The organism is Actinomyces sp. oral taxon 170 str. F0386 (assembly GCF_000195595.1).
Classification (GTDB): domain Bacteria; phylum Actinomycetota; class Actinomycetes; order Actinomycetales; family Actinomycetaceae; genus Actinomyces.
This window is the reverse complement of record NZ_GL882541.1, coordinates 1-15548: the sequence shown is the minus strand read 5'-3', so window position 1 is coordinate 15548 and position 15548 is coordinate 1. Positions and strand designations below refer to the sequence as shown.

The following is a 15548-nucleotide window of genomic DNA, read 5'->3' as shown; positions in this document are numbered from 1 at the left end:
GGCTCGTTCCCAGCCACAGCTGGGAACGAGCCCGACGCTTCTTTCCGTCAGCATTCCTCGAGCAACGGGAAATGTATTTGCGAAGCCATGAGGACTGAATCATGCGGTCTCGAGCGCTGTGCGCCACACTCGTGTTGCCGGGTCTCGCTACGCCACTGGGCTGTGGTCCAGGTAGGCTCCTCTCAGGCAACCAAGGACAGCGGGGGAACTGGCGGCAGTCCCGGAGCGAAAGAAGGACCATGGCGTATCAGGACCGTCGGCACCACTCGGACCACGGAGACTCAGGTCGGCGTCGTCGGGAAGGCGAACGTCATGGCTTCGGTCGACGCAAGCGCTTCGAACAGGATGATGACCGGTCTCGCCGTGGCTACGGCTCCGGGCGAGACGGCGGTTCGTTCAATGCGCAGAAGCTTTCCCAGCGCCCGACTCATGACGAACGCGGCTCTCACGACGAGTACCGGGTGCGTGATGACTCGCGCGGTGAACGGCGTCGTGATGGGGGCTCCGGTGACAGACGGCCTGACCGCGGCAGCAGGAGGCCGGGGCGCTTCAGCGACCACTCCGAGAGGAAGGCGTCTCGGGACAGGCGGGATGATCGTCGAGGTCGCCCGCCGCAGCGTCAGCGCATTCCCGAACCCAGCATCCCGGACGACGTCGAGCCCGCAGATCTGGAGCGAGGCGCCAGGAACGAGCTGCGCGCCCTGGGCCGTGCGAATGCCGAGAACGTTGCTCGCCACCTGGTGATGGCCCAGCGGCTGCTTAACGACGATCCTCAGGCAGCTTATGAGCATGCACGCTACGCCGCCTCCCATGCTGGCCGCGTCGCCGTCGTACGGGAGACGACCGGCATATGCGCCTACCTCGCCGGCCACTACAGTGAGGCGCTTCGGGAGATCCGAGCCGCCAGACGACTATCCGGCCTCGATCTCCACCGGGCCATTGAGGTCGACTGCGAGCGCGCACTGGGGCACGTCGACAAGGCGCTTCAGGCCGCCAAGGCAACCGATCCGCGTCAGCTCGACGAGATCGAGCGCGCCGAGCTCGCCATGGTCGTCTCCAGCCTTCGTCACGAGATGGGCCAGACCGACCTCGGGCTCATCGTCATTGAGGACGCCATCCGGGCCCGTCCCTCCGACAGCGACACTCTCAGGCGCCTGCACTCCGTGCGCGCCGACCGGCTTGAGGATCTCGGCCGCCGCCAGGAGGCTGAAGCCATCCGTGAACGTATCGGTCCCGAGCCGGCCGAGGAGGACGAGATCGAGGTCTTCGACATCGAGGAGGACCACGACTCACAGGTCCAGGATCAGGGGTCCCCGAAGAGCTCCGAAGTCGAGTCCGCTGCGGATCCCGATCATGGGACGGACGGTGGGCCTGGGGCCACCGAGCCCTTCGCCCCGGCGGGTGAGACTTCTGTGGATGAGTCCTCAGACCTTGAACCTGGTGACGGACCCGTCGTCGACCACGACGAGGACGCCGAGTGGCCGCAGTCCTTCGCCGAGCGTGTTGAGGCGGAGATGGCCGAGTTGTTGGAGGCCGCCGACGTCTCCTCAGATGACCCGGCTGACACAACGCCTATCGAGCCTACTGATAACGCCTTTGAGGAATCCCGATGACCCAGCCCGATCAGAGTCCCGCCACCGCTCCTGCCGTCCTGCTGGGGAGTGAGCAGCCGCTGTGCACCGCCTACGACGTCGCCCTGCTGGACCTCGACGGCGTCTGCTTCGCCGGTGAGGCCCGGGTGCCCTACGCCGCGGACAACGTCAACGCCGCTCGTGCCGCTGGCATGCGCCTGTCCTTCGTCACCAACAACGCCTCCCGGGCTCCTCAGACGGTTGTGGACAAGCTCGCGGCCAATGACATCGCCGCAGAGGCATCGGAGATCTTCAGCGCCGCCATGGACGCCGCTGCGATGCTCGCCGAGCATATCGAGCCCGGTTCCACGGTCCTCGTGCTCGGCGGCGACGGCGTCCGGCAGGCCCTCCTGGATGAGGGCTTCCATGTCACCGGCAGTGCGCAGGACCGGCCGGTCGCCGTCGTCCAGGGATGGGACCCGGCAGTCGACTGGGCCTTGCTGTCCGAAGGCGTCTACGCCATCAACGCTGGTGCCCTTCACGTGGCCACCAACCTCGACGCCACGCTGCCGACCGAGCGGGGCTTCGCCCTGGGTAACGGCAGCCTCGTAGCCGCCGTCGTCAGCGCCTCGGGCAAGGAGCCCCTGGCAGGGGGCAAGCCCTTCCCCGGGATCTACACGCGAGCCCTCAAGCGCGCCGGCGGCACCAGGCCGCTAGCCGTTGGGGACCGTCTCAACACCGACCACGTCGGCGCCCGGGCCGCAGGGATTCCCGGGCTTCACGTCCTCACTGGCGTCTCCGACGCCCGCGACGTCATCACCGCCCCGGCCACCGAGCGCCCGAGCTTCCTCCACACCGACCTGCGCGGCCTGACCGAGCCCCATCCCGAGCCCGTGCGAGTCGTGCAGGACGGCCAGGAGTGGTGGCAGGTCGGCAGCCGTCGTGCCCGCGTCGTCGGCTCCGGGCTCGAGCTCCGGGAAGAGGGACCTGTGACCTCTCCGGACGGCGGCCCTGTGCGCATCGACCTGGACTCCTACCGGGCACTGGCCGCGGCCGCCTGGGACTGGGCCGACGCGCAGAAGGATCGGGGCGAGGTACCTGAGCTGGATCTTCCTCAGATCGAGGTCGTCGCGCCCTGAGAATCCGACCGGGGTCGGGAACACTCCGCAGCAGGGAAAGAGGCACAGCAGCAGTACGTACGTGAACGATGTCGAGGTGAGTCAGGAATGAGCCCCAACGAGCCGGAAACCGAGGTGCGAGACGAAGCGCCGGAGATGGTGGGGCCTGCGAGTCCGGCCGCTCCTAAGCCGCCGGTGCCCGCGCCCCCGCGAGCCGACGCCGTTCTGACGGCTTCCCGTGGTCTCACCGACTACGCCGATGAGCTCGCCGAGATCGAGCAGATGCCTCTGGAGGAGCGTGCCGCCGCCCTGTCCGCCATCCATGAGGAGCTCGCCTCCGTCCTGCACGAGGCGGAAGGCTGACATGGCCCGGCTCATCCGCATCGACTCCGAGCTCGTGCGCCGTGGGCTCGCCCGCTCCCGCACACACGCTGCGACCCTCATTACCGACGGGCACGTCACCCTTGACGGCGTCGTGGTCACCAAGCCCGCCCGTCAGGTGAACCCGGCTCAGGCCATCGAGATACTCACCCCGTGCGCAGACGACTACGTCTCACGCGGAGCCCACAAGCTTGCCGGTGCGCTGGATGCGCTGGAGGAGCGAGGCCTGGCCCCTCGCATCGAGGGCCGCCGCTGCCTGGACGCGGGTGCCTCCACGGGGGGCTTCACCGACGTGCTCCTGCGGCGTGGCGCCGAGCACGTCGTGGCCGTCGACGTGGGCTACGGGCAGCTGGCCTGGTCCCTGCGTGCAGACTCCCGAGTCACCGCCTTGGACCGTACCAATATCCGTACGCTGGCTCCTGAGGATGTCGCTCCGGCCCCAGGCCTGGTGGTGGGCGACCTGTCCTTCATCTCCCTGACCCTGGTGCTCGAGCCTCTGCTGCGGGCCGCAGCAGACGACGCCGACCTCCTGCTCATGGTCAAGCCCCAGTTCGAGGTGGGTAAGGACCGGATCGGGCACGGGGGAGTGGTACGTGACCCGCAGCTTCACGTGGAGACGGTCCTGACCGTGGCCGAGCGGGCCCAACGCCTGGGAGTGGGAGTCGATGCGGTGACTGCGTCTCCGTTGCCGGGCCCTGCCGGTAACGTCGAGTACTTCCTGAACATGCACGCCTCCCGTGCCGGTAGCCCTGAGGACCTGCGTGGTGACGAGCTGCGCGCGCAGGTCGAGGACGCCGTCGCCGCCGGCCCCGCCGCGAGCGCCTACCGACGAAGCAGAACGAGGACCCACTCATGAACAAGCCGAGCCCTTCAGACACCAGCGCTGCGACGAGGCCGGCTGAGTCAGCCGGCCGCCGTCAGACCTCGGAGCATGTGGGAACGGAGCCGCGCCGCCGGAGGATCTCGCGCGTCATGCTGCTGCAGCGCGACCTCAACGACAAGCCTGTCCCCGTCCCCCGGCCCAGTGCTCCCACGGCCACCGCTGTGGCCCGGGCCTCGGCGGCGCTGCGGTCCCACGGTGTCGAACCCGTCGGCCCGGAGTGCACCGACCACGTCGACCTCGTTCTCGTGCTCGGCGGTGACGGCACGATCCTGCGAGCCTTCGAGGCCGCTCGTGAACGCGACATCCCCCTGGTGGGGATCAACACCGGGCACGTCGGCTTTCTGGCCGAGGCCGACCCCGACGGTATCGAGCAGGTTGTTGCCGACCTCGTCGCAGGCCGCTTCACGGTCGAGACCCGCACCACCTTGAACGTGGAGGTCGTCTCCCCGGATGGGACCATCACCCGCGAGTGGGCCCTCAATGAGGCTGCCCTGGAGAAGCGGGACCGCGCCCGCATGCTGGAGGTCGCCATCGGTGTCGACGGCCAGGCCGTCTCCTCCTTCGGCTGCGACGGCCTCATCATGTCCACGCCCACAGGCTCGACCGCCTACGCCTTCTCCTGCGGCGGCCCCGTCATCTGGCCCGAGGTCGAGGCCCTTCTCCTGGTGCCGGTGGCCGCGCACGCCCTGTTCACCCGCCCTCTGGTCCTGGGACCCGAGTCGTGCATGGAGGTCGTTGTCCAACGAGCAGGTTTCGGAGGCGCCGAGATCTGGTGCGACGGCAGGCGCAGTCTGGACGTACCCGTCGGTGCCCGGATCCGGGTCAGCCGGGCGCAGCGCCCGGTGCGCCTGGCTCGCTTCAACCAGGCCCCCTTCGCCAGCCGCCTGGTGCGCAAGTTCGACCTACCCGTGGAGGGCTGGCGGGCCTCCGCCTCCGCCGATGAGAGCTCCTCGGGAGGGACGGCGTGATCGAGTCCCTGCACATCGAGGACCTCGGTGTCATTGAGGAGGCTGACCTCCCTCTCAGCCGCGGCCTGACCGCGTTGACCGGTGAGACCGGCGCCGGTAAGACGATGGTGCTCACCTCCCTGGGGCTGCTGCTGGGACAACGTGCCGAGACCACCATCGTGCGCACGGGTGCCGAGCGCAGCCTGGTCGAGGGCGCCTTCCTGGTCGATCCCGACTCGCGTGCCGCGGCCCGAGCCATCGAGGCCGGAGGCGATCTTGATGACGACCTCCTGCTGGCCTCTCGCACGGTCCCCTTCTCCGGTCGCTCGCGCGCCTACCTGGGCGGACGCTCAGTTCCTGCCTCGGTCCTCAGTGAGGTGGGCGGCAGGCTGGTCTCCGTCCACGGTCAGGCCGACCAGCTGCGGCTGCGCTCGGCCGCGGCCCAGCGCGCCGCCCTGGATTCCCTGGGCGGTCCCGACCACGCCGCACTGTGCCGCCGCTACTCCCAGGCCTACCAGGAACGCCGGAAGGTCGCCCAGGAGCTCCAGGAGTGGCAGGCCTCCGCCCAGGCCCGGGCGACTGAGGTGGCGCAGCTGCGCACCTGGCTCGAGGCTCTGGAGGAGATCGACCCCCGCAACGGCGAGGACCGGGACCTGACGGCGGAGGCCGAACGGCTCGACCACGCCGAGGACCTGCGCAGGGCCGCCACCGTGGCCCGCACCGCCCTGAGCGGCGAGGAGTCCGCCACCGGCCAGGAGCCCGATGTCGTCTCACTGATCGCCCACGCGCATCGCAGCCTTATCACCGAGTCCGACCGCGACCCAGTCCTGGCTGAGCTGGCCGCGCGCACCCAGCGCCTGGGCATCGACGCCGCCGACATCGCAGCAGAGCTGGGTGGGTATCTGTCGTCTCTCAGCGCCGACCCCGCCCGCCTCGCTCAGGTCCAGGACCGCCGCGGCGAGCTGGCACGAGCCTGCCGGGAGATCGGCGGGCCCCAGGTGCAGCTCGCCGACGTCGACGCCCTCCTGGCCTGGGGCGAGCGCGCCGCCGCACGCCTGGCCGAGCTCGATGGCCCCCAGGACACCACCACCGTCCTGGCCGAGCGCCTAGCGGCTGCTGACGGGGCGCTGGCCGATGTCGGCAACGAGCTGAGCCGTGCGAGACGGTTGCTCGCCGAGCAGCTGGAGCAGGCCGTCACCGCAGAGCTCGAGGGCCTGGAGATGAAGGGGGCCCGGCTCGTCGTCTCACTGGAACGGCTCGATGAGCCCGGCCCCACCGGCGTTGAGAACGTGGCCCTCGAGCTCGTCTCCCACCCCGGCGCCCCCGCTCTGCCCCTGGGCAAGGGAGCCTCGGGAGGGGAGCTGTCCCGCATCATGCTGGCGCTGGAGGTGGTACTCGCCGATGCCGCTGCCTCCGCGCGTCCCTCCACCCACACCCGCACTCTCGTCTTCGATGAGATCGATGCCGGTGTAGGAGGCCGCGCCGCCAGGGAGATCGGCCGGCGTCTGGCGCGTCTGGCGCGCCACCACCAAGTCATTGTGGTCACCCACCTGGCGCAGGTGGCCGCGTGGGCCGACACCCACCTCGTGGTGCGCAAGGAGACCGTCGGCGACTCAGGAGCCGAGCCGCCGACTCCGCAGCCCACAGAGCTCTCTGCCTCCGGGCCCGCCTCGGCATCCCGGGGAGTCTCGAACGAGTCCCGGCAAAGTGTGAGAAAGTCCGGTCCGGGACGCACTCGTACCCAGGTCCTCGTCGTTGAAGGCCAGGAGAGAGAACGCGAGCTGGCCCGGATGCTGTCCGGGCACGAGGACTCCCAGGCCGCGGTCCGGCACGCCGCTGAGCTTCTCCAGGAAGCAGTCGTGGGACAATCCGGGCCGTGAGGAATCCCTTCCGCAGAAAGTCTGCGTCTGTCTCCGAGCAGCCCAGCGGCGTCGTCCGTGTCGACGCCCGCACCAAGAGGCTCACCAAGCGCCTTCATCCCGGTGAGATCGCCGTCATTGACCATACCGACATCGACCGGGTGGCCGCTGAGGCGCTGGTCGAGTGCGGTCCCTCTGCGGTTCTCAACGCCGCCGCATCGATCTCCGGACGCTACCCGAACCTCGGTCCGGAGATCCTCCTCGACGCCGGTATCCCGCTCGTGGACGACCTGGGCCCCGACATCATGCGCCTGCACGACGGCCAGCGCATCACCGTCGAGGACGGCGCCGTGCGTGTTGACGGCAAGAAGCAGGTCATCGCCGAGGGCTCGGTTCAGACCAAGGAGACCGTTGCTGACGCCATGGAGACGGCTCAGAAGGGGCTGTCCGTTCAGCTGGAGGCCTTCGCCGCCAACACCATGGAGTACATGCGTGGCGAGTGGGACCTGCTCCTCAACGGCGTCGGCATGCCCACGCTGTCCACGCATATGAGCGGCAAGCACGTCCTGGTCGTCGTGCGCGGCTACTCCTACAAGGAGGACCTCCAGGCGCTCAAGCCCTACATCCGCGAGTACAAGCCCGTCATCATCGGTGTCGACGGCGGAGCCGACGCCGTCCTGGAGTCCGGCTTCAAGCCGGCCATGATCGTGGGAGACATGGACTCGGTGTCCGACAAGGCGCTCACCTGCGGTGCCGAGATCGTCGTCCACGCCTACCGCGACGGGCGGGCTCCCGGCCTGGCGCACGTCGAGGAGCTCGGGGTCGAGCATCACGTCTTCGCCGCCACCGGCACCAGCGAGGACATCGCCATGCTCATGGCCGACGAGGCCGGTGCCGAGATCATCGTGGCCCTGGGTACGCACGCCACCCTGCTCGAGTTCCTCGACAAGGGACGCGCAGGCATGTCCTCGACCTTCCTGACCCGACTCAAGGTGGGTGGCCGCCTCATCGACGCCAAGGGCGTCTCCCAGCTCTACCGCACCCGAATCTCGGGCTGGTGGCTGCTGCTCCTGGCTCTGTCAGGCACCTTCGCCCTGGCCATCGCCCTCATGGCTACCCCGGGCGGACAGACCTTCCTGGGACTGTCCGGCGCCGTGTGGGACGACATCGTCAACTTTTTCCGCTCACTTGTGGGTCTGGCCCCGAACTCACCCACCGTCTAACGACTCCCGCCCATCCGAGAGGCAGTCCCTCTCACGGTCATCTCCAAGGTCTCAACCATGATCGACTTCCGCTATCACCTGGTATCGCTCATCTCCGTGTTCCTGGCCCTCGCCGTCGGTGTCGTGCTGGGTGCCGGCCCCCTGCAGAACTCGCTGGGGACCGCGCTCAACGACCAGGTCACCGCCCTGCGCGAGGACCGCAACGCCACCCAGACCAAGCTTGAGCAGACCGAGACGGCCGTCAACGAGCGCGACTCCTACATCACCCAGGCCGCCAGCAGTCTCCTGCCTGGGACCCTGGCATCCAAGAACGTCGCCCTGGTGCTTCTGCCCGAGGCCAAGGCCGAGGACGCCGATGCCGTCGCCACCCAGCTCAAGACCGCCGGCGCCACTGTCACCGGTCGGGTCAGTCTGACCACCACCTGGGTGGACCTGTCCCGCGAGAGCTACCGCTCCACCTTCTCCGGTCAGATCCAGGGTCACCTGGGCGGCGCCGGCTCCAAGGACGCCAACGGGATCCTGGGCGAGGGCCTCGCTAAGGCGCTCACCGGCAACGACGACTCCTCCCGCGCCCTCATGGACCTGCTGACCGTCGACACCTCCGGCACACCGTTCGTCACTGTGGACTCCACGCCCACTGCGCCGGCCGAGATGATTGTTGTCGTGGGGCCCCGTCCGCAGGCATCCTCGGGTAAGGGCGCCACGGTCCAGGCCTCGCCGGGTCAGGACCCCAAGGTCTGGTCCAGGTCCCTGGCCGGTACGGCATCAGGAGCGCCGACAGTCGTCATCGGGTCCGCCGACGGCGAGGACAACGTCGTCGCCGTCATCCGCTCCGAGGACGCGAAGGTCACCACCATCGACTCCGTCGGCCAGGTCGCTGCCTCGGTTTCCGCGCCTCTGGCCCTGGCCTCCACCCAGGCCGGCACCATCGGCCACTACGGATTCGACAAGGGCGCCGACGCCGTCATGCCGCCGGTGACCAAGTAGCGGGTGGCCCCGGTAGCCGCGGAGGCCCCAGCAGCTCAGAGGCTCGACCTCGTCGAGAGGCGCCGTCACGGCGATCGACTGCCCCTCTGCCTTAGGCTAAGACCATGGCTGGCACGATCACGCGAGTATGCGCCTGCGCCCGACGCCTGGCGCAGGTGGGGATCAGGGCGGCGGGCGTCACCCTGTCCTGGTCCATCTCCCTGGCCCCCATCGCCCAAGGACTCGAGCGCACCAACTTCCACGGCCGCACCGTGAGCCTGCGCGGAGGAGCTGGAGCTGCCGCCGGGTCCGTCATGGCCGCCATCGAGACCGGCCGTCTCCTGCGCAGCGGCTCACGGGTGCGACTCGCCGCCGCCCTCGCGGCGGCCGCCGGAGGGTGCGCCGGCCTGGTGGACGACCTCGACGCCGGCGCCCACGACGGCGGCACTCCCGCCAAGGGGCTCAAGGGCCACCTGAGCGCTCTCGCTCACGGACGCGTCACCACCGGAGCCCTCAAGATCGCCGTCATCGGCTCGGGGGCCCTCATCGGCGGGGTCCTGCTGTCCCGTCACCGCAGTGAGGGCGTCGGTGGGCGCCCCCTGGCGGCAACAGCTGTCGACGCCGCCTCGAGCGCCGTCGTCATCGCCTCCTGGGCGAATCTGCTCAACCTCCTCGACCTGCGCCCAGGGAGAGCCCTCAAGACTGCCTCCATCGTGAGTGCGCCGTTGCTGACCACCCCCGGGCGCGACGGCGAACCCACCCGTCTGCTGGCCGCGGGCACCCTGGGCGTCAGCCTCATGGCCCTGCCCGAGGACCTGCTGGAGAACACGATGCTGGGCGACACCGGGGCCAACGCCGTCGGCGCCCTGCTGGGAACCGCCCTGGCCTGCCACCCCGGCCGAGCTGTGCGCGCCGGAGCCGCCGTGAGCGGCGTGGGTCTCATCCTGGCCAGCGAAAAGGTCTCCTTCTCCCGAGTCATTGCCAACACGCCGGTCCTGGCAGCGCTCGACGGGCTGGGGCGCCGACCCTGATGACGGCTCAGCAACGTCGCGGCGGCCTGCTCTCGGTAGCCGGCTCAGTCGCTGGCCTGACCCTCGTCTCCCGCGTCCTGGGCTTTCTGCGCTGGCTCGTCCAGGCGGCCACCGTCGGCACCGGTACGGTGGCGGGCGCCTACACCACCGCCAATCAGCTCCCGAACACCCTTTACGAGGTCGTCGTCGGCGGGGTCTTGGCGGCCACCGTCGTCCCCCTCCTGACCGCCCCGATTGCCGCGGGCAGGCGCGAGGAGGTCACCGCTACCGCCTCCGGGCTGCTCGGCCTGGTCCTGGCCGTCCTAACCCCGCTGTCCCTGATCCTCATCGTCCTCGCCGCCCCGATCGCCGCCTTCTTCCCCACCTCCCAGGGCGTGGACCCAGCTCTCCAGCACGAGCTCGTCGCGTCCTTCCTGCGCATGTTCGCCCTCCAGGTGCCCATGTACGGGGTGGCGGTCGTCCTCACCGGTGTCCTCCAGGCCCACAACCGCTTCACCTGGCCCGCCCTGACCCCCATGCTCTCCAGCCTCGTGGTCATGGCGACCTACGGCCTCTACGGGGCGCTGGCCGACGGCGACGACGCGGCCTCCGGCCCCGCCCTGCAGATCCTCGGATGGGGAACGACCCTCGGAGTGGCAGCACTCAGCCTGCCGCTGCTGTGGCCGGTCCACCGGCTGGGACTGGGGTTGCGCCCCACCCTAATGCTGGGAGGCGCCCAGGCCCGGCGGGCGCTGCGCCTGGGCGGGGCCGGAGTGTGGACGATTCTGGCTCAGCAGCTGAGTGTCCTGGCGGTCCTGGCCCTGGCCCGCTGGGGCGGACAGACCGGCACGGCGGCCGTCTACCAGTACACGCAGGCCGTCTACGTCCTTCCCTACGCGGTGCTGGCCGTCCCGGTGGCCACCGTCCTCTACCCCCGCCTCACTGCAGCCTTCGAGGCCGCCGTCCACCAGCGGGCCGCGTCCGGCACCGCCGGCGCGGACAGTGCCGTCACCAGTCTCGTCGCCACCTCGACCGCTCTGGTCACCGCCGTCGCCGTCGCCGGGACGGCCATGCTCCTGGCCGCCAGCGACGCCGCCGAGCGCTTCTTCTCCTTCAAACAGGTCGATGGGATGGGGCAGGCCCTGGCCGTCCTGGCCCCAGGATTGATCGGGTACGCCCTTATCTACCAGGTCACCCGGGTCCTCTTCGCCGCCGACCGCTCCCGGCCCGCCGCCCACGCCACTGCGGCGGGATGGCTGACGGTCGCACTGGCCTCCGCCGCATGCGTGCGCCTTATGGCGCCGTCGGGCGGGGACGGCAGAGCCACCCTCGTTGCACTCGGAGTAGGCACCACCGTGGGGATGACGGTTGCGGGAGTCGGCCTGCTGACAGCCCTGGCCCGCATCATGGGAGTCCGGGTGCTGCGCCCGGTCCTCACGGCCCTCGCCGCCGGGCTTCCGGTGGCCCTTGCCGCAGGCCTGGTTGTCCGGGTGGCAACCATCCATGTCGCCTCCCTGACCCTGGCAGTTCTGACCGCTGTGGCGGGAGCCGCCGCAGCCGCCGGTATCGTCCTGGCGGCGATCCACCTAGCCGACCGCAGCCTCCTGCGGACGGTGCGCGGCACCCAGCCACCGGCAACGAGCACTGGGCAAGACACTGAGAAGGAAGACAAGAAGGACGCGAACGGGAAGGAGAGCACATGAGCGCCGGCGCCGTCAGCGGCTCGAACGAGGCCGGTACCTCACAGAGCCAGGACACCGGGCGCCTGAGGATTCTCCAGGTCAGCGGATCGGCCGCCGGAGGGGTGCGCGCCCACTTGGCCGACTGTGCCCGGATCCTGGCGTCTGACGGTCATGACGTCATCGTCGAGGCCCCCGTCTCCGTCCTGGACGGGCTGGATGTTGCTCCTGCCCGCGCCGAGGCGCTTGAGATCGGCCCCCGCCCCAGCATCGGCGACACCCTGGCCGTGGCCAGGCTGCGACGACTGGGGCGCCGAGCCCACGCCGTCCACGCCCACGGCCTGCGCGCCGGTGCTTTGGCCGCCCTCGCCCTGGGGCGACGCCGGCGTGGTCGCACCCGGCTGGTTGTCACCCTCCACAACCTCACTGTCGGAGGTCGCCTGACCAGCCTGGTAGGGGAGGGGCTCGAAGGGCTCATCGCCTCGCGCGCCGATCTCGTCCTGGCCGTCAGCCCCGACCTGGCCGAGCGCGCGAAGGATCTCGGCGCCCCACGCGTCGAGCTCGCCGTCATCCCCGCTCCGGCCGCGCAGCCCCCCTCCGATGCAAGCTCCCCGGCCCCTGAAGCACCGGAGGGTGCCTGGCCACAGGACAGTGCCCGTGTCCTGACCGTTGCCCGCCTGGCCCCACAGAAGGGCCTGCCTCTCCTGCTCGACGCCGCCGCGATCCTCTCCTACGAGGTCGATGCCGGTCGTCTGCCCGCCTTCGCCTGGGCCCTGGCCGGAGACGGCCCCGGTCGGGAGAAGGCCGCTGAACGCATTACCGCCGAGCATCTTCCCGTTAGTCTCCTGGGCCGGCGCACCGACGCAACCGGTCTCATGGAGGCCGCCGACGTCGTCGTTCAGACCAGCCTGTGGGAGGGCCAGCCCCTCACCATCCAGGAGGCTCTGCGCACCGGCGTCGCGATCGTGGCCACTGACGTCGGCGGCACCGCCGTCACCGCCAGAGGAGGAGCCGTCCTCGTCGCCCCCGAAGCCCGCGCCATCGCCGATGCACTCGCCACGCTCCTGACCGACCCTGAGGCCCGCTCCCGGGCCCAGCAGAACGCGCGCGAGGCCGCGCAAAAGCTGCCCGGCCACGATGACCTGGCCGCCCAGCTGCGTCAGGCGGTTCTGGCTCAGGACTGAGCGCGGATGACGTGGGCGGGACGCTGGTGCGTCGGGCAGGTTTCGCCGGGCCTGTTACCTTGAAACTCCGTGATCAACGCAGCCTCACGTCTTCAGCCCACCCAGGTCCCCGTACCGCGCCATGTCTTCGTCACCGGCGGCGTCGTCTCCTCCCTCGGCAAGGGACTGACCGCTGCTAGCCTCGGGCGGCTCCTACGGGCCCGCGGCATCAGCGTTGTCATGCAGAAGCTGGACCCCTACATCAACGTCGACCCCGGCACGATGAACCCCTTCCAGCACGGCGAGGTCTTCATCACTGACGACGGCTCCGAGACCGACCTCGACATCGGGCACTACGAGCGATTCCTCGACGTGAACCTCTCCGGCAAGGCCAACGCCACTACCGGACAGGTCTACTCCACCGTCATCGCAAAGGAGCGGCGCGGAGAGTACCTCGGCGACACCGTCCAGGTCATCCCGCACATCACCGACGAGATCAAGCGAGTCATGCGCGCTCAGGCCGAGCCCGACGACGACGGCAACCTCCCCGACGTCATCATCACTGAGATCGGTGGCACCGTCGGCGACATCGAGTCCCAGCCCTTCCTCGAGGCCGCCAGACAGGTGCGCGCCGATCTGGGGCGCGACAACGTCGCCTTCGTCCATGTGTCCCTCGTCCCCTTCCTGCCCGCCGCTGGAGAACTCAAAACCAAGCCCACCCAGCACTCGGTGGCCTCACTGCGCAACATCGGGATTCAGCCCGACGCCCTCGTCCTACGCACAGACCGGTCCCTTCCGGAGGGCATCAAGGGCAAAGTGGCACTCATGTGCGACGTCGACCGCGACGCCGTCGTCGAGTGCAAGGATGCCGCCAGCATCTATGAGGTCCCTCCGACCCTCCACCGCGAGGGTCTGGATGCCTATCTCGTCCAGCGACTGGGCCTGACCTTCCGCGACGTCGACTGGACCGAGTGGAACAGCCTGCTCGAACGCGTCCACGCCCCCAGGCACCGCCTTGAGGTGGCGCTCGTAGGCAAGTACGTCGACCTGCACGACGCCTACCTGTCCGTCTCCGAAGCGATCCGTCACGGCGGCCTCGCCAACCACGCCCGCGTCGACATCCGCTGGGTGGCCTCCGATATCTGCGAGACGCCTGAGGGAGCCCAGCGGGCCCTCGCCGGCGTCGACGCGATCGTCGTACCAGGAGGTTTCGGCGTGCGTGGGATCGAGGGCAAAGTCGGCGCTCTGCGTTGGGCCCGAGAGCACCGCGTCCCGACCCTCGGGTTGTGCCTGGGGCTGCAGTGCATGGTCATCGAGGCCGCTCGCAGTCTCCTGGGCCTGAGTGCTGCCTCGTCCACTGAGATGGAGCCTGACACTCCTGATCCGGTCGTGGCCACCATGGACTCCCAGCGCCAGATCATCCACGGTGACGGGGACCTCGGAGGCACTATGCGCCTGGGCTCCTACCCAGCGGTTCTGACGGAAGGTTCGATCGTCGCCGAGGCCTATGGAACCAATGAGGTCAGTGAGCGCCACCGCCACCGCTTCGAGGTCAACAACGGCTACCGGGAGCGTCTGGCCTCGGTGGGCCTGCACATCAGCGGTACCTCCCCGGACGGCCGCCTCACTGAGTTCGTTGAGCTCGACTGCAGCCAGCACCCCTATTACGTCGCCACCCAGGCCCATCCCGAGTTCCGGTCCCGCCCCACCCGAGCCCACCTGCTGTTCACCGCGCTTGTGCGCGCAGGACTGGATCATCGTCGGGAGGTCTACGCCTCTCACCGGAGTGAGGAACATGTTGTCCCAAGCGATGAGCCTGCCGAGCGCTTCACCGGTGCCAACAGCGATAACGGCGATACCATCAAGTACGCCGATGCGCGCAGCGATGACGCGGACAACGAGTGAAGGAGCCGGGCGTGGACAGGACGGACAGCAGCGCCGCCAAGAACGATGACGTCGTGAGCGACACGAGCAGGCTCGTCGACGTACGCGAGTCAGGTCGGGAGCTGGTCTCCAGTGAGCGGGTCTGGTCCGGGCCGATCTTCGCCGTCGACGCCGATCACGTGCGCCTGGGGCCCGGCCAGGAGCCAGTGGCCCGCCAGGTCGTCGTCCACCACGACGCCGTCGCCGTCGTCGCCCTGCGTGCGGGTGAGGACTCCTCCCAGGGCGACGGTGCCCCGGAGATCCTCATGGTGCGCCAGTACCGTCATCCAGTAAGGGCATCGCTGTGGGAGATTCCCGCTGGGCTGCTCGACGTCCCCGGGGAGCAGCCCGCCGTGGCCGCCGCCCGCGAGCTCGCCGAGGAGACCGACTACACCGCGGCCACCTGGAACACGCTGGCCGAGTTCTACGCCTCACCCGGATTCACCACAGAAGGAGCCCGGATCTTCCTCGCCCAGGACCTGAGCCTGCTGCCCGAGGACCGGCGCATTCCGCGCGAGGCCGAGGAGGCCGAGTTCGTACCCACTTGGGTGCGCCTGGATGAGGCTATCGACGCCGTCATGGACGGACGCCTGCACAATCCCTCCACCGTGCTCGGAGTCCTGGCCACGGCTCAGGCCCGCGCTCGCGGCTGGGCCGAGCTGCGCCCCGCCGACGCCCCTTGGCTGCGGAGCCCAGAGACTCTGTAGCACAATCTCAAGGTGCTGCCAACCATCAAGGTGATGGCTGGTGGTGATAGCCAGTTGTATGGAGATCCCTGACATATTGTCATAGGCTTCTTGCGTTCTGTACCTAGAGGTATGTACA

At 69.4% G+C, this 15548-nt stretch carries 13 protein-coding genes; all 13 read left to right on the top strand.

The features are described from left to right. The first annotated feature begins 461 nt into the window (after positions 1 to 461). Positions 462 to 1613 carry a hypothetical protein gene (locus tag HMPREF9056_RS08055; protein WP_314210646.1) on the top strand — a complete coding sequence of 384 codons (1152 nt, stop codon included), beginning with the start codon at positions 462 to 464 and terminating at the stop codon, positions 1611 to 1613. Beyond that, positions 1610 to 2710: an HAD-IIA family hydrolase gene (locus tag HMPREF9056_RS08050; RefSeq protein WP_009404241.1), complete on the top strand. Its 1101-nt coding sequence runs from the start codon at positions 1610 to 1612 to the stop codon at positions 2708 to 2710. Before HMPREF9056_RS08055 ends, HMPREF9056_RS08050 begins: the two co-directional genes overlap by 4 nt. A gap of 87 nt (positions 2711 to 2797) precedes the next feature. Further along, positions 2798 to 3052, top strand: coding sequence for a hypothetical protein (locus HMPREF9056_RS08045; protein WP_009404240.1), 255 nt, complete (start codon positions 2798 to 2800; stop codon positions 3050 to 3052). A 1-nt stretch (position 3053) separates the two neighbouring features. After that, a complete protein-coding gene (locus tag HMPREF9056_RS08040; protein ID WP_009404239.1) occupies positions 3054 to 3926 on the top strand; it encodes a TlyA family RNA methyltransferase in 873 nt (290 codons plus the stop codon). A 116-nt stretch (positions 3927 to 4042) separates the two neighbouring features. Continuing rightward, positions 4043 to 4921, top strand: a complete 879-nt coding sequence (locus HMPREF9056_RS08035) for an NAD kinase (protein ID WP_009404238.1) — start codon at positions 4043 to 4045, stop codon at positions 4919 to 4921. Continuing rightward, entirely contained in the window at positions 4918 to 6780 is a 1863-nt protein-coding gene (gene recN / locus HMPREF9056_RS08030; protein ID WP_009404237.1) for a DNA repair protein RecN, read from the top strand. Before HMPREF9056_RS08035 ends, recN begins: the two co-directional genes overlap by 4 nt. Beyond that, the gene (gene steA, locus HMPREF9056_RS08025; protein WP_009404234.1) at positions 6777 to 7982 is read left to right on the top strand and encodes a putative cytokinetic ring protein SteA; all 1206 of its coding nucleotides are present in this window, start codon (positions 6777 to 6779) and stop codon (positions 7980 to 7982) included. The genes recN and steA overlap by 4 nt, the downstream gene beginning before the upstream one ends. A gap of 57 nt (positions 7983 to 8039) precedes the next feature. Then, a complete protein-coding gene (locus tag HMPREF9056_RS08020; protein WP_009404232.1) occupies positions 8040 to 8969 on the top strand; it encodes a copper transporter in 930 nt (309 codons plus the stop codon). A 104-nt stretch (positions 8970 to 9073) separates the two neighbouring features. Further along, entirely contained in the window at positions 9074 to 9979 is a 906-nt protein-coding gene (locus HMPREF9056_RS08015) for a hypothetical protein (RefSeq protein WP_009404228.1), read from the top strand. After that, entirely contained in the window at positions 9979 to 11661 is a 1683-nt protein-coding gene (gene murJ / locus HMPREF9056_RS08010; RefSeq protein WP_009404226.1) for a murein biosynthesis integral membrane protein MurJ, read from the top strand. The genes HMPREF9056_RS08015 and murJ overlap by 1 nt, the downstream gene beginning before the upstream one ends. Continuing rightward, on the top strand, positions 11658 to 12821 hold the full coding sequence (locus HMPREF9056_RS08005) for a glycosyltransferase family 4 protein (protein ID WP_034514303.1): 1164 nt from the start codon (positions 11658 to 11660) through the stop codon (positions 12819 to 12821). Before murJ ends, HMPREF9056_RS08005 begins: the two co-directional genes overlap by 4 nt. A gap of 69 nt (positions 12822 to 12890) precedes the next feature. After that, the gene (locus HMPREF9056_RS08000) at positions 12891 to 14705 is read left to right on the top strand and encodes a CTP synthase (protein WP_009404216.1); all 1815 of its coding nucleotides are present in this window, start codon (positions 12891 to 12893) and stop codon (positions 14703 to 14705) included. Positions 14706 to 14716: 11 nt separating this feature from the next. Further along, complete coding sequence (locus tag HMPREF9056_RS07995) at positions 14717 to 15430, top strand: NUDIX domain-containing protein (protein WP_050793023.1); 714 nt, start codon at positions 14717 to 14719, stop codon at positions 15428 to 15430. Positions 15431 to 15548: the final 118 nt, after the last annotated feature.

Coding starts and splice junctions, on each gene's coding strand:
- HMPREF9056_RS08020 (WP_009404232.1), top strand. CDS start 8,040: ATGATCGACTTCCGCTATCACCTGGTATCGCTCATCTCCGTGTTCCTG.
- HMPREF9056_RS08005 (WP_034514303.1), top strand. CDS start 11,658: ATGAGCGCCGGCGCCGTCAGCGGCTCGAACGAGGCCGGTACCTCACAG.
- HMPREF9056_RS08040 (WP_009404239.1), top strand. CDS start 3,054: ATGGCCCGGCTCATCCGCATCGACTCCGAGCTCGTGCGCCGTGGGCTC.
- HMPREF9056_RS08045 (WP_009404240.1), top strand. CDS start 2,798: ATGAGCCCCAACGAGCCGGAAACCGAGGTGCGAGACGAAGCGCCGGAG.
- HMPREF9056_RS08035 (WP_009404238.1), top strand. CDS start 4,043: ATGCTGCTGCAGCGCGACCTCAACGACAAGCCTGTCCCCGTCCCCCGG.
- HMPREF9056_RS08050 (WP_009404241.1), top strand. CDS start 1,610: ATGACCCAGCCCGATCAGAGTCCCGCCACCGCTCCTGCCGTCCTGCTG.
- murJ (WP_009404226.1), top strand. CDS start 9,979: ATGACGGCTCAGCAACGTCGCGGCGGCCTGCTCTCGGTAGCCGGCTCA.
- HMPREF9056_RS08015 (WP_009404228.1), top strand. CDS start 9,074: ATGGCTGGCACGATCACGCGAGTATGCGCCTGCGCCCGACGCCTGGCG.